The organism is Pseudomonas sp. D3-10, from assembly GCF_051132175.1.
Lineage (GTDB): Bacteria > Pseudomonadota > Gammaproteobacteria > Pseudomonadales > Pseudomonadaceae > Aquipseudomonas.
Map to the genome: position 1 here is coordinate 2489744 of NZ_CP071668.1, position 18704 is coordinate 2508447.

Here is an 18704-nt window from a genome sequence, read left to right on the forward strand (position 1 = left end):
GCTTCACGGCGATCTTGTTATTGGACGATGGCCGCCATTACAAGTATCTACCATAGACGCTGGCGCGTAAGTTTTCATCGTTGGATTGAAGGTCCCGATTCGATTTCACCCCCTCCTCAGAAAAACGCCCAACGCCCGGACGATGTCGCGGGACGCTTGATCCGCGATGCGCCCTGGCACCTGGTCGAACATATGGGGCGCGCCGGGATAGACATGAAGTTCGGTGGCAACGCCTGCGCGAATCAGCCTCATTGCAAAATCGATGTCCTCCTCGAGGAACAAATCTTGAGAACCGACCGAAATGAACGTCGGTGGCAGGTTACGCAGGTCTGGTTGCAGCGCCGGTGAGAACAGACCCACACGATCGTCGTCCAGGGGGGCGCCCCCGCGAAGGCACTGCCAGCAGAACTGATTGGGCTCCGGCAGCCAACTGAATGTGTCTGTGTCGCGGCTCGGGTAGGGTGATTGCGTCGAGCCTGTGCGGTGATCGAGCATCGGATAGACGAGCACCTGGCCGACGATCGGATACCGCGCTTTGTCGCGAGCCATGATGGCCAATGCGGCGGCCAGCCCGCCACCGGCGCTATGACCCATGACCGCAATGCGCCGGGGATCCAGGCCCAGGTCCTGGCTGTTTTCGAACAGCCAGGCGAGGGCGCTGTAACAGTCGTCAAGGGGCGCTGGAAAGGGATATTCGGGCGCCAGTCGATAATCCACTGCAACGATGTACGCACCTGACTCGTCGGCCAGGTCGGCCAGAAAGTCATCGGTCATTTCGGGGCTTCCGAGTACGAAGCCACCGCCATGGATAGACAGGATCGCCGGCAGGTTAGCATCAGGCTCGAGGCCTTCCGGCCGGTAGACGCACAGGCGCAGGCGTTCGTCATCGGTGCCTGGAATCCACCGCACTTCGCATCGCGCGCGGTGCTCGGGTCTGAAGGTCGAATGTACTCGGGCGCGGATGGCCGGTAGCGTGCCCACCGACCATTGTTCCGCACCCGAGGCCACAAGACCGCGGAATATGGGATCGAGCCATTCATCAGACATCAGGTTTCGCTCCCCTTTGCTTGGAGCCGCCGGGTACCCGTCGCCGATACCCGGCGGTTTGCTGTTAAAGCCAGGCTTTGATTTGCGCGCAAACGGCCTGGGTGGAAATGCCGTAGCGATCATGCAGTGTCGGCAGCGCGCCTGCGTCGAGGAAGGCGTCTGGCAATGCAATTTGTCTGAACGTCGGCGTCACCCCGTTGCGCAGCAGGACCCCGGCAACCGCTTCGCCCAGCCCGCCGATGATGGAGCTGTTTTCTGCGGTCACCACCAATCGTCCCGGCTTTCTGGCCTCGGCAAGCAGGGTATGTTCATCCAGCGGCTTGATGGTCGGCATGTGCAATACCGCGACATCGACGCCGTCTGCCTGCAGTTGCTTGGCTGCTTCCAAGGCACGCATCGTCATCAACCCAGTGGAAATGATCAGCACGTCGTTGCCGGTACGCAGGGTCTTGGCCTTGCCGATCTCGAACGTGTAGCCGTATTCGTCCAGCACCAAGGGTACGTTACCGCGCAACAAACGCATGTAGACCGGGCCTTGGTGGGCGGCGATGGCGGGCACGGCCTGTTCGATTTCCAGCGCGTCACAGGGATCGACAATCATCAGGTTGGGCATGGCGCGAAATATCGCCAGGTCGTCGGTGGCCTGGTGGCTCGGACCATAACCGGTGGTAAGACCCGGCAAGCCACAGACGATCTTGACGTTGAGGTTTTCCTCGGCAATTGCCATGCAGATGAAATCGTAGGCCCGACGGGAAGCGAACACCGCATAGGTCGTGGCAAACGGCACGAAACCTTCCCGGGCCATACCCGCCGCAGCGCTCATCAGCAATTGCTCAGCCATGCCCATCTGGTAGAAACGGTCCGGATGGGCCTTGGCGAAGATGTGCAGGTCGGTGTATTTGGACAGGTCGGCGGACAGCCCGACGATGTCCTGGCGCTGGTCCGCCAATGCGGCCAGTGCATGGCCGAATGGCGCAGGTTTCGTCGCTTGGCCCTCGGCCGCGATCGAGGCAATCATCGCCGAAGTGGTCAGGCGTTTTTTGCCCGGCTCGATTTTCGCGTTCGATGTATTGGCGGCGTTGCTCATGAGTGTCTTCCTTCTTCGAGGTTGTTCAGCGCCAGGTCCCACTCGTGTTCTTCGACGCGGATGAAATGGGTCTTTTCGCGGTTCTCCAGGAACGGCACACCCTTGCCCATGCGTGTATCGCAGATGATCACCCGAGGCACGCTGGAGGAGTGGTTGCGCGCGGCATCGAAGGCCGTCACCAAGGCGTCCAGGTCGTTGCCGTCGACGCGCTGGGTGAACCAGCCAAACGCTTGCCAGCGGTCAACGATCGGCTCGAACGAGAGGATCTCGCTGGAGTATCCATCGGCCTGCTGGTTGTTGACGTCGACGATTGCGATCAGGTTGTCGAGCTTCCAGTGCGAAGCGGACATAACCGCTTCCCAGGTTGAACCTTCGTTCAATTCACCGTCCGATAGCAGGTTGTAGACGAAAGCCGACGAGCCTTTGCGCTTGAGGCCCAGGCAGGCGCCTACCGCGATGCCCAGCCCTTGGCCGAGGGAGCCTCCGGTTATTTCCATGCCCGGCGTGTACGCCGCCATGCCCGACATGGGCAGCCGGCTGTCGTCCGCGCCGTAGGTTTCCAACTCATCGAGCGGAACGATCTGGGCCTCGATCAATGCCGCGTACAACGCAATCGCGTAGTGGCCGATGGAGAGATAGAAGCGGTCACGTTGCTCCCATTCAGGGTCATGGGGTCGAAAGCTCATGGCGTGGAAGTACGCGACCGCCAGCAGGTCGGCGGCGCCCAGGGCCTGGCCGACATAGCCTTGGCCTTGCACCTGCCCCATTCGCAGCGCGTGATGACGGATGTTGTGGGCGCGGTCGGCCAGGGACAGGGGTGAAGCAGGTGAAAGCGAGCGAGTCATGGTGGAACTCCTGTGACTTAACGATTGACCAGGGCGGCAGGAATGCGCAGCACCAACGAGGCGCCGCCCAGCAGTACGCCGGTGATCAGGTACATGCCGATGGCGCTGGAGCCGGTTTGCGTGGTGATCCAGCCAATCAGGTAGGGCGAGCAGAAGCCGGCGAGGTTGGCGAAGCTGTTGACCGCCGCGATGCCTGCGGCGGCGGACACCCCGCCGAGCAGGGTCGTGGGCAGCATCCAGAACATCGAGGAGGCGGACAGGATGCCGGACGCCGCCAGGCACAGGCTGAGGATGGACAACAAGATGTTGCCTCCCAGCAGCGCGGCGAGCGTCAGGCCGATGGCACCGGCAATCATTGGCGCAATCAGGTGCCAGCGCCGCTCGCGGTGTTTGTCGCCGCTGCGGCCGATCAACAACATGGCCGCAATCGCGCAAAGGTAGGGCAGGCTGGTCAGGAAACCAATGTGCAGCGGATTGGAAACCCCGGCGTTGCGCACCAGCGTCGGCAGCCAGAAAGTAATGGCGTATTGGCCCATGACCACGCAGAAGTAAATACCGGCCAACAGCCACAGGCGGCGGTCCCGGACGAACTCGCCCACCGAGGCATGGGTGACCTTCTGCTGGTTGTCCTCGGCCAGCTCACGGCTGACCAGCGCTTTCTCTTCGTCGTCCAGCCAATGGGCCTGATGCACGCCATCCTTGAGGTAACTCAGCACCAGCAACCCGACAACGACGGTGGGAATGGCCTCGAGCACGAACATCCACTGCCAACCGGCCCAGCCGTGCACGCCGGCGAAATGGTTCATGATCCAGCCCGACAGCGGGCCGCCCACCATGCCCGACAACGGGATGGCGATAAACCAGAGCACGGTCATGCGCGCACGCCGGTAGGACGGGAACCAGTAGGTGAGGTACAGCAGCAAACCCGGTGCCAGCCCTGCTTCGGCGACCCCGAGCAGAAAGCGCAAGGCATAGAACTGCCAAGCGGTCTCAACGAAGGCGAACAGCGCGGAAATGATGCCCCAGGTGATCATGATTCGCGCGATCCAGACGCGAGCGCCGACCTTGTGCAGGATGACGTTACTGGGTACTTCGCAGAGGAAATAGCCGATGAAAAACATCCCCGCGCCCAGTCCGTAGACGGTTTCGCTGAGCGCCAGGTCGTTCATCATTTGCAGCTTGGCAAAGCCGACGTTGACCCGATCCAGATAGGCGCACAAATAGCACAGCATCAGGAAGGGCATCAGCCGCCAGGCCGTTTTCCGGTAGGCATTGGAGCGCACGGTCGAAACCGCTTCGAGCGACAAAGTAGTCATGATGGCCTGATCTCTTGTTTTTATTGACCGCCAGGCAAACAGCCCGGCAGGGGTCTTCGATCCAGAACCGCACGGGCCGCACTGGCCCGCCCAGATACATCAGTGAATCAGCATTCCGCCGTTCACATCCAACGTGATGCCAGTCAGGTACGAGGATAAATCGCTGGCCAGGAACAGGGCCGCGTTCGCGACGTCCTGGGCCTCGCCCAGGCGACCCAACGGAATGCCGTCGATGATGGCGTGGCGACGCTCATCCTGCATGAGGCCGCCGGTGATGTCGGTGTGGATCAGGCCCGGGGCGATGGAATTGACCCGCACCTTGTCCGGACCCAATTCCCGGGCCATTGCCTTGGCCAGGCCCAGCACACCGGCCTTGGCGGCGCTGTAGTGCGGCCCACCAAAGATGCCGCCACCACGTTGGGCAGACACCGAAGACATGCAGACGATGCTGCCGCCTTGCTGCTCGCGCATCAGCGGGATCACCGCCTGCGACATGAGCAGGGTGCCGCGCAGGCTGACGTCCAATACCTTGTCGTAGTCCGACCCGCGAATGTCGAGGGTTTTGAGGGGTTGGGTGATGCCAGCGTTGTTGACGAGAATGTCGATGCGGCCGAAATGTTCGATGGCCCGTGAGACGGCCCGTTGGACCTGCGCTTCATCGGCGACGTTGGCCGCAAGGCCGAGATGGCCTTCGCCCAGGGCATTGGCGGCATCGCGTGCGGCGGATTCGTCCAGGTCCAGAATCACGACGCGGGCGCCGTGCTGCGCGAACGTCGTAGCGGTGGCGCGGCCAATGCCACGGGCGGATGCGGCGCCAGTAATGATCGCGACTTTGCCTTGGAGAAGCATGGGGAGATACCTCGTATTTGTTTTTATTGGGTCGATTCGGAAAAACCGATGACTTAGCTTCGTCTTGGTCCCCTGGCTGAGCAATGGCCTAAAAGTCATTCAGTGCTGAAAAAAATTCAGCGCTCGTTTGCTTGCGGTTGGAAGGTTTCACGGCGAAGCTCAACAATCATTAGAGCTATTGTCGAGTGATCTGCCATGCGTACCGACGCCGATGCACCCTTGATTCTCCCACCCCTGAAAGCCATTCAGGCTTTTGAGCAGGCGGCCCGGTTCAGCAACGTCGCCAGGGCCGCGGAAGTGCTGGACCTGACGCCCTCCGCGGTCAGCCATCAATTGGCGAAACTTGAAGCGATGATTGGCCGGCAGTTGTTTGTGCGTGCCGCGCGAGGCGTAACGCTCACGCCCGTGGGAGAGCAATACCTGAAAGAGGTTTCAGGGATCCTCCACAGCCTGGCCGTCGCCACCGAGCGCCCGGCCAGCGACGTGAGCCTGGACTGTTTGCGTCTGCACTCGGCGCCCAGCTTCGGGTTGTTGTGGTTGATGCCGAGGCTGGAAGCGTTCCGCGCCTGCAACCCTGACATCCAGATCAACCTTTCGTGCTCTTACGAATCGCTGCATTTCAGTCGGGACAAGATTGACGTGGACATCCGCCACGGCACTGCAAACTGGCCCAGTTATGAAGTGCGCACCGTCCAGAACGAAACCTTTGCGGTATTGGCTTCGCCGAAACTGCTCGCACAATGTCCGATCCGCAGCGCGTCCGATTTATTGAATTGCGACCTGGTGCTGTCCGAAGCCACTTTGCTCAAATGGCCGCAATGGTTTGCGCAACATGGCCTGGCGCGCCCGGAGAAGCCTTACGCCTTGAGTTTCGATCGGTCGTACATGTCGCTGGAGGCCGCCAGTCATGGATTGGGCTTCGCCTTGGAAAGCACATTGCTGGCGAAAAAATACCTGGCGACCGGCAGCCTGGTCGAGGTGGCGCCCGAGGCGCTCAGCGCGCCTGTGGCTGCCCACCACCTGGTATTCCCGAAAGCCCATTCGAGCTTCCCCCGCGTCCGGCGTTTCCTGGAGTGGATGGAAAGTGAGCTGGGGCAGGGCTTCGCGTATTAACGGGTCAGGGAGACTGCCCCTGGGCGGTGGCGGTCGACGGCTTTAGGGCAGTAACAGTCGGATCATTTAGGGTGCTTGCGGCGTTTCCAATGCGCAACCGGTGAGGTTTATCGAAGAAAAACGAACCGCCCAACGATGCGCCTCACGAAACTGTTGAATGGCTGATCGGTCGCTTCGACTGGCAAGCGCTTCAGTGGCGGCTTTTTGCAGGTCCGTGTCTTCATCCAAGATCCAGACCCCCGGTTCCTTGTCTCGCAAGGCCATTTCACCGAAGCGGGTGGTGAGGACGGGCAGGCCGAGGGCGCGGTACTCGTAGTATTTGATCGGGTCGACCGAAGCGGTCAGGCGGTTGAGCTTGAACGGGATCAAACCCACCGAAAACGTGGCCATGGCGGCGATCGCACCGGCATGGGAACACTCGGGGAGTAGTTCGATGTTGGCGGGCAAGACGCGACGCGGTGGAGTGAACAGGGGGCCGATCAGTTTGATCCGGTTTCCAGGGTTGGCCTGGGCCAGCGCGATCACCAGATCCCAATCGAACCAACGACCCAGCGTGCCGACGTAGCCGATCACTTGTTGTTTGGGGCCCAGGTCGAGGCTTTCGACCGGTGCCAGTCGCTGCATGTCGCAGGCGTTGAGGGCCAGTTCTATCTGGTCGGTCATGCCCAGGAGCTTGTCGCGAAGGGGGCTGGACGATGCCAGCACTTTATCCACCCGTTGGATGAGCTGCGTCTGGCGACGTGCCATCGACCTGCGTGACAGGCCCTGGTAGAAGGCCGGAAAATCGTCCATGGCATCGTAGACGGCACGGCTTGCGGGTATGCGCGCCAACAGTTGCAAGGCCAGTTCCGAAGGCTTTGCAATACACATCATGCAGGGCTTTTCTGCGGAAAATGCCATGACCTCCCTGAACAGGTTGCGCCACAGCCGCTTGAGCACCAGCGCCGAGCCGGGAAGGGGTTCGATGGGAAGACTGTGGGGTTTGCAGACCCGCAACCAGGCAGGGGCGTTGGTGTTTTGCGGGTTGGCAACAGGTGGCTTGCGCCTGAAATCATCGAGTGTTGGCAAGCGCGTCGGATACGGATCGATCCAAAGCACCGTTGCCCCGGTCCGGTGGTGATACCAGTCGACGAAGTGATGGGGGCGCTGGCTGAAGCTGGCCCATGGCACCGGCGACAGGTAGATCATCCGCATGAGTGCAAGTGCTGCCTCAGGACTTCGACGATGCGGGCTGCGGCCTTGCCGTCGCCATAGGGAGAAACCCCGCGCGCCATGCTCTGATAGGCCTGGGGATCATCGAGCAGGCGCTGTGCCTGTTCGACGATGGTGGTCCGGTTGGCGCCCACCAGCTTGACCACACCGAGGTCGACCGCCTCCGGGCGCTCGGTTTCCTCTCGCAGCACCAGCACCGGTTTGCCCAAGGCCGGGGCCTCTTCCTGCACGCCCCCCGAATCACTGATGATCAAGTACGAGCGCTTCATCGCCGCGATGAACGGCGCGTAGTCCAAAGGTGCGCAGAGGAGGATGTTCGGGGTCTGGCCGAGCAGGCGGTGCGCGACATCCTTGACGTTTGGATTGGGGTGGACGGGATAGAGTATTTGAATGCCTGGATTGCGTTCGGCCAGGCGCTTGAGGGCCTGGCAGATATCCTGGAACGGCTCGCCGAAGTTCTCCCGGCGATGGGAGGTGACCAGTACCAGGCGTTTGCCGGGGTCCACTGGGACGTCCAAGTCGCAGTCCTGTGCCGCGGTCATCAGCAAGGCATCGATCACGGTGTTGCCCGTTAGGGTGACGGCGCTGGCGTCGACGCCTTCGCATAGCAGATTGTCGACGGCGCGCTGGGTTGGCGCGAAATGCCAGCGGGTCAGTTTGCCGGCGATCACCCGGTTGGCTTCTTCGGGGAACGGATTGAAGATGTCCCCGGTCCGCAGGCCCGCTTCGACATGGCCAAAGGGAATGCGCAAGTAGAAGCACGCCAGTGCGGCGGACATGACCGTGGTCGTGTCGCCTTGCGCCAGCACGACATCCGGCTTTTCCGACTGCAGCACGCCGTCGAGCTCAAGCAGCAAGCGTGAGGTCAATGTTGCCAATGACTGATCGGGCCGCATGATGTCCAGGTCCAGGTCGGCTGTGATTGCGAAGCCCTCCAGTACCTGGTCCAACAGGGCTCTGTGCTGGGCGGTGGCGAGCACCCGGCAAACGATATTCCTTTCGGCTTGCAGCGCCTTGATCACGGGAGCCATCTTGATCGCTTCCGGGCGCGTACCGACGATGCAAAGTACCTTACGAGTCATGCCTTCTGATTTCCTATCGTTGTGGCAAGTGAGCGGGCTATCCGGTCCGCGTTGGCCATGAGCGTCAGCGTGTGGGATTTTTCCGTCAGGCTGGGCAGGCAGGCCCCGTCGACAATATGCACGCCGCCAAGGCCCGCGACTTCGCCCAGGTTATCGGTCTGTCCGATCTTGGGCACCGAGTGCATGGGCAGGGTTCCCGCGTAATGAATATCGGCTCCGGGCCCGCCGGGGGTGAAGCTCATGGGCATCAACAGCGCGCCCATTTTCCAGTAGATCCGCCGCAGCTTTGCTTCGGCAGCCTTCATGAGCCGGGGCAGCTCAGGGTGGATTTGGCCGGTGACGCTCAACGAACCATCGGGGCGCAAGCGCGCTGTGTTGTGGGACAAGTGCCCCGGCAGGAAAAGGTTCCCCACCAGGCAGGCGCTGAGCAGGTTCTTCAGCAGTTCGATGCTGTGGCGTTTGTCCAGGGGTATCCGGCTGACGAACTCGCCCATCGGCAAGCCTGTGGTGCTGAACGTCGAGCCAAAGGCCGTGGCATTGGCCGATAGCTCAAGGGCGAACGAAAGCTGCCCCAGGCCAAAGGTCGGCCCCCTTGGAGTGCCGAGCATTCTGGGCAGCCATAGCACAAAGGCCGCCGTTGGCGATGAGAGCAATGGTATCGGGGCCAAATGGTTCAGGCGCTTGAGGGCGAGCCGGGTCGAGGCCAGGGTGCCGGCCGCAAGCAGCACGCGTGTTGCGCAGAAACGCCGGGCGGAACGACGATCACTGATCACCCATGAACCGTCCTGCCCCAGCAGGTCGTCCACCAGAAAGCCCTGGACATGCTGGAAGCCGGGGTACTGCTTGAGCTTTCCCAACTCTTGCGAGGCGCTGTACAGGGCCTGGTTGTGACAGCCCCACAAACAGTTTCCAGACAAGTCGCAGGCCCTGCGCTCGTCCAGGGGCTGGCTCAGCACGGCGACCCTGGAGCGGCCAAGGCGAAACCCCAGTTCAGGAAACGCCGGTCGGCGCCGCGCGTATCGATCGAGCAGGCGTTGGTGCAAAGCGTCCAGCGGCAGGGGCGGTTGCGACCACTCATCGAGGCCGAAGTAGTTCGACAGGTCATCGTCGATTCGGCCACTGATACCGATCCGGCGCGCGACCGTTTCGTAGGACGCCTGCATCTCGGAATAATCGATGGGCAGCCCGGCAAAGTCGCTGGCGCCAAGCGTCGCCACGCCGCAGCCCCAGGCATTGGACAGGCCACCCGTTGCCAGTGAGCCGACGCCGATGAAGTGGTCGGTCTCGATGCGGTTGCCGGCGCTGAATCCATCGAAGACATGGGCGTGGGTCGGTGTCTTCAGCTTGGGCGACACAGCCTCCTGTTGGTTCAGGGCGTGGAAGTTTTCGCCGATCATCCATTTCCATTGATGCTCGTCGTTTGCCCGTGCGTCGAGGAATGGGCGACTCGGTAGTACCGGTGAGCCGATGTCGGCCTGGGCATCGACCATGAGGACCTTCAGGCCCGCCTTGACCAACGGGTAGGCAGCCGAAGTCCCGGCCGGGCCGCTGCCGACGATGATCACATCGAATTCAGGCGTCACGGTGGGCTTCACTTTCACGCAGCAGTTGGCGGGCCAGGGGACGGCACGCCAGCGCCGCCAGTTTCCACGCCAGGGCCTTGAGCACGGCCACGCCCAGCGCAACCAGCGTCCCGACCAGTCGGCCCGGTGGCTGGGCGCCGAGAAACACCTGCGCGCCCCGGGGGCTGGCTTCGGCGATACCCAGTGCCACCTGCAGGCGCCAGGCCAGCTCCTGGCCATCGGATGACTGCTGGGGGCCAGGGTCGTCCAGCAGGGCCAGTAGAATCGGCCAGCGCATCAACAAGCGGGAGTGGACGACGGGTCGGGTTTTGCCAGCGTGCTCCAGTGCCCTGGCGTAGCGAATGACCAAGCTTGTTGGCGGGGGCCGTTTGAGCAGATAGCTCAAGAGCACCCCGGCTTCCCGAAGAAGGCCCCGACGTTGTCCATGGCCGGAGCGGTGCATGCCATGGGCAAGGGGACGCAACCGGATGCCTATTTCTTGCAGGGAGCGCTCGCTGTCCATGGGTGGCAGCTGGACCAGGGAGAAAATCCGCGTCAGGCCCAGTTTCGTACTCAAGGATTGCCCCAGTGACCGGCGCAACAGCCTGAGCAATGCCACCGGTACGGGGATGGGCAGGCGCATGGCACGGACCCGGTGCGTCGCGATCGACATCAGGAAGTGGCCAAAGGTAATCGGTCGCGCGGCGCCCAGGTTAAGGATTTCGGCACGAATGTCGTCCCGCTCGACAACGGCCAGAATGGAGGCCGCGAGGTCGTCGACATGAATGGGTTGCACCCGAGGCGCCGGCAGGAGGACCGGTATGAACGGGCTTCGGCGAACCAGCCCGCACAACAGGCCGAAGAGCCCACGTTCGGGCCCGCCATAGACTTGGCCGGGGCGGACCACGGTGCCGCCGGCGGCGAGCACGTCTTGTTCAATGCGCCATTTCGTCCGGCCATAAACGCTGGGAGCCGCGGCCTCGGCGGTTTGACTGGAAATGAAAACAAACTTGGCCGAGCCTTTTCGGGCACAACGAATCAGCGCCTGGGCCGCTCTGAGTTCTTCGTCCGGGTCGGTGTGGGCAGTGTCCGCAGCCAGGTGGATCAGCGCCTGGGTGCCGGCAGGGCATTCGGGGGCTGGGCCCCGCAGGTCATAGGGAAGCCAGGCATGAGCGGCGGCGCACGGCCGGCGGGTGGCGCAAATGACCTCGTGCCCGCTTGCCGCCGCAAGGGCTGACAAACGTTGTCCGATGTAGCCGGTCGCGCCGGTGATCACCAGTTTCATGCCTCAAATGCCCTCGGCTCGGTCAGCGGGCGTGCGCGTATTGGAATGAAAAACGAACAGTTTGCTGATCCAATAGGTCAAGGCCACGCAGACCACGTCGCAGACAAATTTCACCGGGGCCGGGCTGTCGACGAAATACAGCCCCACGCTGAACAGCGCCGAAGCGACCGGGATATTGATCGCCAGCAAAGAGAAATAACGCACCGCTTGGGCCTTGGCGCTGCCATGGGACGACTGGAACGTGAAGTGCCGATGCAAGAAAAACGCGAACACGCCGGCGATGCCTTTGCCAGCGATGTTGGCCAGGATGGGGTGGTCTTCGAATAGCGCGACCAACAGCACGAAAGCGCCCATGTCCAAGGCATAGGCGATGAGTTGGATGGCGCCGTACTTGATAAAGGTCAAGACGATCTCCTGAGCACCACAATGTGATGCAGCGCCAGTAGCCGTCGCAACGGATGCAGTAGTTTCTCCATGACTTTGAGCGCGGGGATCAGTGCGTCAGGCAATAACTGGCGGAAGTTCAGGCCTCCGGAAATCAAATAGCGCAGGTAATTGCCGCATATCTCCTGATGGACGATTTCGAGGCCAGGGTACTTGCGTTCGAATGCTTGCCTGTCGCGTACGAAGATGATGTAGCTCAGGGCCTGGTTGGCGCCGTTCATGGGGCCGGTCGACGGCGTTTCCCAGGACGGGAAGTGCCGGTCGAACCCTTCCGACTTGAACAGGCGCTTGTAGAGAAACGCGGCAAAGGGACCGTGGAAGGGCTCGATCAAAATGACGCCGCCGCCAATCTTGAGGGTCCTTTGCAACTCGGTGAAAAACCGATCGGGATGAGGAAAATGGTGAAAACAGTTTTGGCCGTAAAAGGCCCTGACCGAATGATCGTCCAGGCTCATGGCCTCGGCATTGAGTGCCATGTCCAGTTGTTCGGTGCAGACAACGTCGGTGGCCAGTACCTCGGGGTATGAGTCACGCATGGGCGCGATGCCGGCGCCCAATTCCACTTCAAGGCCCTCGACTTTGAAGTAGCGCGCTGCCAGGCGATGAAACGTGTGGTGGAACTCCACGAACACTTCGCGCAGCATCCGCTTGCGCGCCAGTACTTTGCCGTGAAGATCAAGGCGCTCGATGCCGTCGACATCCAGTGCCTTGAGCGACGGGTCCGATAAAAAATCCCTTAGCGCTTTAATGAGTTTTCTTCCCGCAGTGATGTGGCTTTACTACGCCTGGAATGTCGTGGCCTGCTAGGCACCGAGGCGATGTCGTAACCGAGGAACGCCATGATCAATTGCAACCCCATGAGCATAGGCAATGCGCTGAGCATCACGGTTCCGGCGGGTGTCGCAACGCCGTTCTGCGCCGAATCGAACCAGTGGTAACTGCCGAAGAGGATGCCGAACAAGAACATCAGGATCCCGATCGGCAACTCGATCGAAGCCAGGGACATGTCGCGCAAGTAGTAGTTATAGAGCACGCGCTTGGTGAAGTTGCGCAGATGTTTGAACAGGAACTCGCCAATGATTTTCGAGATCTTGAGGTGGCTGACTTCGTCGCCATATCGGGCCTCCATTGGAATATCCACCACCACGGCGCGCACGGTGTTCAGGCGGAACAGGATGTCCGTCTCGAAGAAATAGCGCTCGCTGACCTTGTCCAGGGGCAACAGCCTGGCGACGTCGCGGTGAATCGCCGTGTAGCCGTTGGTGGGGTCGAACAGATCCCAGTAACCCGTCGACAGTTTGGCCATCAGCGACAATATGGCGTTGCCAAACAGGCGAAGCCGCGGCATCGACTGGACTTCCTCCAGATTGAAAAACCGGTTGCCCTTGGTGTAGTCGGCTTCACCGGCGAGGATCGGCTCGATGAACAGCGGTATCAGGGCCGGGTCCATCTGGCCGTCGCCGTCGACTTTGACGATGATGCTCGCACCGTCGGCGAGGGCGGCCCGGTAGCCGGTCATGACCGCGCCACCCACGCCTTTGTTGACGTGGTGGGGCAGCACCTTGACCCGAGGGTCGTTACAGGACGCCAGTACGTGCGCGCCTGAATCGTCCGGGCAGGCATCGTCGATGACATAGATGCGCCACACCTCCGGCCCTATGGCGTCTATGACGTCGAGGATGTGCGCGGTGACCCGATAGCTGGGGATGACGACGGCGACGCGTTGTTCGTCCGTGAAAAGCGCTGTTTTTGAATTCATCGATATCGCCCGTTATTGCCTGAATGATAGTGACTTGAACTCCAGGGGAGTGTCTGTATGGCCGGACGCATAAATGATCACGGACGTGGCATTCGCGGGGGCAACGACATTCATCTCATGGGTCTCCCATTGCTCGGTGCATTCAAACGTCTCGATGCTGGCGGCAATGAAGTCACCTTTGGCATCCATCCAATTGGCCTGGATTCTTCCCGTGGTGGCTGTCGTTGCGCAGCGCGCAGACACGCCGTTGATGTACGTCAGCCCTGGTGTCACTTCGACCCGCTGTGTTGCAGGCGTCTTCACGTCGACCGTGAGGATCTTGCGCGACGGGTCATAGCTCGAAGGCGACGTCAGGTTCCATCCCTCGAGGCTGGACAGCGCCGGGTTGAGCAGGTGCTCGACGTGCGAGACGTTGAGTTTGCGCAGGTCCAGGTCACCCAGTCGGGCGTATGACGTGGACACATTGCGCAGAAGATCGAGTCGCGCCTGGGGAACTGACTTGAGGTCGATGATCAACCAGTTGACCTGGCGCTGGCGCAAGCGCCGTGCAAGTTCCGATGGAGACGTCGCTGTCTCGAACTCACCTTTCCACTTCAGGTTGTACCAAGACGCGTAAAGGGCATCGCTGCGCAGGCCCGCCATCAACGGAGCCGCAAAGACCGCCACGGGCTGATAGCTGGTGTTCAAGGCGTTGACGGTGTCGACCATTTTCCGGATGGGCAAGCGTTCCTGCAGATACCTCTCTCGACCTGCCTGGCTCAACAATGCAGAGGGTTTGATTTCGCCGTAGTAAGTCGCGGCCTGGATGAAACGGGTATTGGTCAGGATCAACAAGACACCGGCCCCGATGGCGAGGCTGCGTGGGAAGGTCTTGTCGTGGGAAAACGGCAGCGCGAGGATCACCGAGAACAGCGCGAAAGAGGGGAACACGTAACGCAGATAAGCCGTCGATTGAAACGTCATGAACATCGCGCCAGCACCCACCAGGAGAATGCACAGGGCTTTGCGGCTGCCGCTCAACAGCACGGCGAGGGCGGCCGTGGGCAGCAACAGCCACTGGAAGCCTGCCGCTCCGACTCGCCCCTCAATGAACTCGGGCGAGTCAAAGACCATTCGATAGAGGGTGTCCCAGGTCATCCCAGTGCCGAAAGTGGCTGGCGGCTCGAAGTTGATGTTCGGCCAGAGCGGCGAATGGAAGATGGCATTGAAAAACGGAAACACCGGATTGCCAGTCAAATACCCGGCCGAGACGTAAGGGGTCGCACCGGCCAGTATCAGGCCAGCGCTGCCCAGCAGCAGCGTTTTGACGATGCCTTGGATCGCCCAGGCCTTGTACTGCCACAAGAGAACCACCAGCAGGACCGGCAGGACGCTCAGGGTCACGGCCTTGGCCGCCATGGCGAAGCCCAGCAGGAGGCCGGCCAGGAGCAATTGCGACAAGCGCTCCCCAGGCTTGGGTGTGAAGCTTGAGACCTTCAGGATCGCCAGGGTCCCGGCCAGCAGGAAGGCGGTCCATGCCGACTCGATGTGCAGGCTGCTGCTCTCGGCAAAGGCGAGAGGCGTCGAGAGAAAAATCAGGCTTGCCCAGCGAGCACTGGAGGCAGAGCCTCCGGCCCAGAGCGTCATGTTGTGGATCTGCCAGGTCACCAATAGGGTGAATGCACAGTTGCTCAAGCGTGACGCCGTTTCGCCGGCGAGCAGATAGACAATGCTGTAGATCCAGTCGGCCAGCATCGGCATGACCGCCCAGACATAGGTGCTCGCGTCGAACGACCATTGATGCCGCTGCGCCAGTTGTGATGGAACGAAGAGGTGCATGGCCAATGCGTCGTGACCGACCTCCGGCATGAAGGCCACCAAGACGTAGAGGCAGGCGAAGCCGCAGATCAGTACGTCGAGCGCCGTTTGGATAGAGGTTTGTGCCGTGCGGAAGGCCTGGATGTGCCCCAGCAGTTCGCGACCTATCGACATGGCATGTTTGTGCCCCAGTAAAAGCGGCAATGACAGCAGCGCGCCATACAGTCCGGGGTAATTGATCGGCCAATAGGCCGCCAAGCCCGTGAACGTCCCGAGCGTACCCGCTCCCACCAGCAGGTGGACGCTCCAATCGGTCGCAAGGTGCCGGCTGAGCATCCACCTGCCGAGCACAGCAGCAGACAAACCGAAGACCGCGACGACGATCACCGGCCCTGCCTGCCCACAAATGACGGACAAGCACGCCAGCAAACCCAGGCAGAGGATAAACGGTGACTTGCGAGTGAAGACGCTGAGGGCGGCCAGGCTTGCCACCGACAGCAATATCGTCCGGGTGGCGCTGTTCATGGGCGCCAGCTCAAGCGTCGAAAAACCGTACGCGCCTACCGCCGCACTGGCCAACAGAACCACCAACACCATTGCGTATTTCAGGCTGTATCTCGGCAAAATATCGTCTCGGCTGAAGGGACAACGTTACTCATTCAGGGCTGCCCAAAATCCGTGGCGAGGGAGCTTGCTCTCGCTTGAGTGCGAAGCACTCATGAAAAGGGACTGCCGCACAGCCCAGCGGGAGCAAGCTCCCTCGCCATAGATTCCTCTGACTTCTTGAGTAAGCAATTACGAGCCAACGTCTGCTATGCATCTCGGTACCTGTGGGGGACCCAGGTGCCCCACTTGCTCTCGTAGATCGCCCGGTTCTTCTCGAAAAGTGCCTGTTTTTTACTGGCACCCAAGGCGTTGAACGAGGCGGACAGGTGATGGTGGACAAAGACGTCTTCGGCACAGGCCGCGCGCATGCCACGGCGCTGCACGCGGCGGCAGTAATCGTCATCCTCGAAGAACCCCAGGCCATATTCTTCGCAGAGACCGCCTATCTGCTCGTAGGTCGAGCGTGGAAGCATCACGCAGAAAAACGCCAGGGTGTTGATTTCGAACCACTCGCCCATGCGGGCGCGGGTCATTTGCGCGGCTTCGGCGGGCATGTCCTCTATTCGCTCATAGTGGGTGCCGACCTTGGCTTCATTGCCGATGTTGTTGGTGATCGGGCCGATGATGCCGATTTCCTTGTTGTCGCGCAGATGGCGGATCAAGCCCCTGACCCAGCCGGCGGTGACGACTGTGTCGTTGTTCAGAATGACCAGATAGTCGCCAGTGGCCGCCGCGAGGCCCAGGTTGTTGCCGGCGGCGAACCCCTTGTTCTCGGAGTTCAGGATGACGATCCGGTCAGGATGGCCGTCGGCCCAGGCCGTGAGGTAGCTCGGGGTCTGGTCGCTGGAGTGATTGTCGACGACGATGATCTCAAGGTTCGGGTATTGGCTTTGGGTCAGCAGGCTGTCGAGGCAGGCCTTGGTCAGTTCGAGGTTGTTGTAGGTCAACACCACGACGCTGACCTTGGGCAATGGCAACGTCGCGATGGCCTGGCGCAGGCTGGCGGCTCGATGCTGCCAGGTCTGGCCCTGGGCGAAGGATTGGCGCGCCTGTCGCGTGGCGCCGGCCTCTGGCAGCGCATCCAGGACGTTGCGGACGGCCGAGATGAACTGCGTTGGCTGTTCAACCGTCCAGACCAGTTCGCCGAACTGACTCAACTCCGGCAGTTTTACCGACACCACCGGTTTGCCCGCACTCAGGTACTCATAGACCTTGACCGGGTTGGTGGCGAGGGTCAGCGGCATGACCTTGAACGGAAGCAGGCACACGTCCATGGCGTGCAGGTAGTAGGGCAGGGAGGCATAGGGGACTTCGCCTTCAAAGACCACGTTCGGGCAGGATTTGAAGTATTTCCTTGCCTGGACGGTGTCGCTGCCGATCAACAGGATCAAGTGTTGCGCAAACGTCCGGGCGACTTGCTTGACCAGGTCCAGATCGAACCATTCGGCGATGACGCCGTAATAGCCGATGATCTTCCTGTTCTCGGTGTCCTGATAGACCTTGTCGGGACGCTGCCTGAAGAAGCTGAACTCGCAGGCGTTGCGGATCACCTTGACGTTGCCGTTTTCCCGTTTGCCGTGTTGTTCGATCCAGTCGGAGGTCGCCACCAACAGGTCCGCCCTGCGCATCAAGGCGATCTCAAGGTCGAGCAATTCCTGGGCGACATTGCCGAAGCCTTCGTGGTGGTCCATGCAGTCATAGACCAGCGTGGCGTTGGGGACACGCCTCGCCATGGGGAACCAGTAGGCGTGCTGGACGATGCAATCCACGGCGCTGACATTCGCCGATTCCAGCAGCATCGCCAGGCCTTGGCACAACTGGTGGATCGCGGCGGCGGACGGTGGGGCGTGATAGATGGGCGGCGCGCCGCGCACCTTGAAACGGATCTGGAACAGCCGGTCGGAGCCTGCCAAGGGTTCTGCTTCGAAGCCCGGGGCATCATCGTCGATGAAGTTGTTGGAAATATAAAAAGTGGTCTGTCCGGCCCTGGCCAGCTCCTTGGCCAGGTTTTGCGGACGCTGGATGCGAAAGTGCCAGTCGATCACCCCGAACATCAAAATCGTGGGCTGGCCGTGGCTCGACGGTACGGCTAGGTCTACGGGCGGTGGCAGCGATTGCAGCGGGATCAGGCTGGTGGCTGTCGCGGGCTCGCCCGGCGTCGCCTTGGGGCGTTTCAACCAGCTTCGAAGCCGATGCGCCAGCTTGCTTTTCTGGTGCGCGGTGAGGGGCAACCAGGCATAGACCCGGCGGGATATCCGATAAAGCTGCTTGCGTATGGAGTAACGCAGGGGGGCGCGTTCGATGGCGTTGCCCCAGTCCGAAAGCTTGAACAGCTCAGCCTGTTTCGCCGCCAACTGGGCGCGCAGGTCCACCGCCCAATCGGAAAGCGCGACCGCCTCGCTGTGTTTTGTCCGCAGCAGTGCCTCGGTTTCTTTGAGGCGCTGCTCGGCCACTCGCAGTTGCTCACGCAAGCGCCCGGTCTTGCCTTCCTGGAGCGCCAGGCGAGTGCGAAGCGCTTGTGAACCAAGACGCAGTTGTCTGATAAGCCGATCTCGGTTCTCGATTTCCTTGACCAACTGCTGGGCTTCAATGGATCTGGATTGTGTTGAGCGAGACAGTTGGTTAATGCAATCAACAAGACGGTTGATCTGGTCCATGCGTTTTTCGAGTCCTTTGGTCATTACGGCAACGCACCCCAAG

15 protein-coding genes are annotated in these 18704 nt (G+C 61.2%); 1 reads left to right on the forward strand and 14 read right to left on the reverse strand.

Annotation, left to right across the window (positions count from 1 at the left end; translation table 11 throughout):
- Nucleotides 1-105: 105 nt before the first annotated feature.
- The 5 genes from J3P90_RS11475 to J3P90_RS11495 form a co-directional block, all read right to left on the reverse strand.
- Nucleotides 106-1047, reverse strand: a complete 942-nt coding sequence (locus J3P90_RS11475; protein ID WP_434676391.1) for an alpha/beta hydrolase — start codon at nucleotides 1045-1047, stop codon at nucleotides 106-108.
- A gap of 64 nt (nucleotides 1048-1111) precedes the next feature.
- On the reverse strand, nucleotides 1112-2134 hold the full coding sequence (locus tag J3P90_RS11480; RefSeq protein WP_434647864.1) for a transketolase family protein: 1023 nt from the start codon (nucleotides 2132-2134) through the stop codon (nucleotides 1112-1114).
- Nucleotides 2131-2979, reverse strand: coding sequence for a transketolase (locus tag J3P90_RS11485; protein ID WP_434647861.1), 849 nt, complete (start codon nucleotides 2977-2979; stop codon nucleotides 2131-2133). The genes J3P90_RS11480 and J3P90_RS11485 overlap by 4 nt, the downstream gene beginning before the upstream one ends.
- A gap of 17 nt (nucleotides 2980-2996) precedes the next feature.
- A complete protein-coding gene (locus J3P90_RS11490) occupies nucleotides 2997-4295 on the reverse strand; it encodes an MFS transporter (RefSeq protein ID WP_420763653.1) in 1299 nt (432 codons plus the stop codon).
- Between the two features lie 99 nt (nucleotides 4296-4394).
- Nucleotides 4395-5144 (reverse strand): SDR family NAD(P)-dependent oxidoreductase, encoded by a 750-nt coding sequence (locus J3P90_RS11495; protein WP_420763654.1) that lies wholly within the window; start codon nucleotides 5142-5144, stop codon nucleotides 4395-4397.
- Nucleotides 5145-5339: 195 nt separating this feature from the next.
- On the opposite strand from J3P90_RS11495, the gene J3P90_RS11500 reads away from it, so the two are divergent.
- The gene (locus J3P90_RS11500) at nucleotides 5340-6257 is read left to right on the forward strand and encodes a LysR substrate-binding domain-containing protein (protein WP_434676392.1); all 918 of its coding nucleotides are present in this window, start codon (nucleotides 5340-5342) and stop codon (nucleotides 6255-6257) included.
- Nucleotides 6258-6323: 66 nt separating this feature from the next.
- On the opposite strand, the gene J3P90_RS11505 is transcribed toward J3P90_RS11500, so the two are convergent.
- The 9 genes from J3P90_RS11505 to J3P90_RS11545 all read right to left on the reverse strand — a co-directional run bounded on the left by J3P90_RS11505 (nucleotide 6324) and on the right by J3P90_RS11545 (nucleotide 18685).
- Nucleotides 6324-7451, reverse strand: coding sequence for a glycosyl transferase (locus J3P90_RS11505; RefSeq protein WP_434676393.1), 1128 nt, complete (start codon nucleotides 7449-7451; stop codon nucleotides 6324-6326).
- Nucleotides 7442-8551, reverse strand: coding sequence for a non-hydrolyzing UDP-N-acetylglucosamine 2-epimerase (wecB, locus tag J3P90_RS11510; RefSeq protein ID WP_434676394.1), 1110 nt, complete (start codon nucleotides 8549-8551; stop codon nucleotides 7442-7444). Before wecB ends, J3P90_RS11505 begins: the two co-directional genes overlap by 10 nt.
- Nucleotides 8548-10134 (reverse strand): FAD-dependent oxidoreductase, encoded by a 1587-nt coding sequence (locus tag J3P90_RS11515; RefSeq protein ID WP_434676395.1) that lies wholly within the window; start codon nucleotides 10132-10134, stop codon nucleotides 8548-8550. Before J3P90_RS11515 ends, wecB begins: the two co-directional genes overlap by 4 nt.
- On the reverse strand, nucleotides 10124-11398 hold the full coding sequence (locus J3P90_RS11520) for an NAD-dependent epimerase/dehydratase family protein (RefSeq protein WP_434676396.1): 1275 nt from the start codon (nucleotides 11396-11398) through the stop codon (nucleotides 10124-10126). The genes J3P90_RS11515 and J3P90_RS11520 overlap by 11 nt, the downstream gene beginning before the upstream one ends.
- A 3-nt stretch (nucleotides 11399-11401) precedes the next feature.
- Complete coding sequence (locus J3P90_RS11525) at nucleotides 11402-11803, reverse strand: GtrA family protein (RefSeq protein ID WP_420763660.1); 402 nt, start codon at nucleotides 11801-11803, stop codon at nucleotides 11402-11404.
- Nucleotides 11800-12486, reverse strand: a complete 687-nt coding sequence (locus J3P90_RS11530; RefSeq protein ID WP_434676397.1) for a class I SAM-dependent methyltransferase — start codon at nucleotides 12484-12486, stop codon at nucleotides 11800-11802. Before J3P90_RS11530 ends, J3P90_RS11525 begins: the two co-directional genes overlap by 4 nt.
- A 92-nt stretch (nucleotides 12487-12578) precedes the next feature.
- Nucleotides 12579-13601 carry a glycosyltransferase family 2 protein gene (locus tag J3P90_RS11535; protein ID WP_434676398.1) on the reverse strand — a complete coding sequence of 341 codons (1023 nt, stop codon included), beginning with the start codon at nucleotides 13599-13601 and terminating at the stop codon, nucleotides 12579-12581.
- Nucleotides 13602-13613: 12 nt separating this feature from the next.
- Nucleotides 13614-15923: a phospholipid carrier-dependent glycosyltransferase gene (locus J3P90_RS11540; protein WP_434676399.1), complete on the reverse strand. Its 2310-nt coding sequence runs from the start codon at nucleotides 15921-15923 to the stop codon at nucleotides 13614-13616.
- A 287-nt stretch (nucleotides 15924-16210) separates the two neighbouring features.
- Nucleotides 16211-18685 carry a glycosyltransferase gene (locus J3P90_RS11545; RefSeq protein WP_434676400.1) on the reverse strand — a complete coding sequence of 825 codons (2475 nt, stop codon included), beginning with the start codon at nucleotides 18683-18685 and terminating at the stop codon, nucleotides 16211-16213.
- Between the last annotated feature and the right edge of the window lie 19 nt (nucleotides 18686-18704).

What these genes read in the sequence shown, in the direction of transcription:
- J3P90_RS11545 (WP_434676400.1), bottom strand. Translation starts at nt 18,685, where the DNA reads ATGACCAAAGGACTCGAAAAACGCATGGACCAGATCAACCGTCTTGTT.
- J3P90_RS11495 (WP_420763654.1), bottom strand. Translation starts at nt 5,144, where the DNA reads ATGCTTCTCCAAGGCAAAGTCGCGATCATTACTGGCGCCGCATCCGCC.
- J3P90_RS11505 (WP_434676393.1), bottom strand. Translation starts at nt 7,451, where the DNA reads ATGCGGATGATCTACCTGTCGCCGGTGCCATGGGCCAGCTTCAGCCAG.
- J3P90_RS11540 (WP_434676399.1), bottom strand. Translation starts at nt 15,923, where the DNA reads ATGAACAGCGCCACCCGGACGATATTGCTGTCGGTGGCAAGCCTGGCC.
- J3P90_RS11475 (WP_434676391.1), bottom strand. Translation starts at nt 1,047, where the DNA reads ATGTCTGATGAATGGCTCGATCCCATATTCCGCGGTCTTGTGGCCTCG.
- J3P90_RS11535 (WP_434676398.1), bottom strand. Translation starts at nt 13,601, where the DNA reads ATGAATTCAAAAACAGCGCTTTTCACGGACGAACAACGCGTCGCCGTC.
- J3P90_RS11485 (WP_434647861.1), bottom strand. Translation starts at nt 2,979, where the DNA reads ATGACTCGCTCGCTTTCACCTGCTTCACCCCTGTCCCTGGCCGACCGC.
- J3P90_RS11480 (WP_434647864.1), bottom strand. Translation starts at nt 2,134, where the DNA reads ATGAGCAACGCCGCCAATACATCGAACGCGAAAATCGAGCCGGGCAAA.
- J3P90_RS11530 (WP_434676397.1), bottom strand. Translation starts at nt 12,486, where the DNA reads ATGCTGCGCGAAGTGTTCGTGGAGTTCCACCACACGTTTCATCGCCTG.
- J3P90_RS11490 (WP_420763653.1), bottom strand. Translation starts at nt 4,295, where the DNA reads ATGACTACTTTGTCGCTCGAAGCGGTTTCGACCGTGCGCTCCAATGCC.
- wecB (WP_434676394.1), bottom strand. Translation starts at nt 8,551, where the DNA reads ATGACTCGTAAGGTACTTTGCATCGTCGGTACGCGCCCGGAAGCGATC.
- J3P90_RS11520 (WP_434676396.1), bottom strand. Translation starts at nt 11,398, where the DNA reads ATGAAACTGGTGATCACCGGCGCGACCGGCTACATCGGACAACGTTTG.
- J3P90_RS11500 (WP_434676392.1), top strand. Translation starts at nt 5,340, where the DNA reads ATGCGTACCGACGCCGATGCACCCTTGATTCTCCCACCCCTGAAAGCC.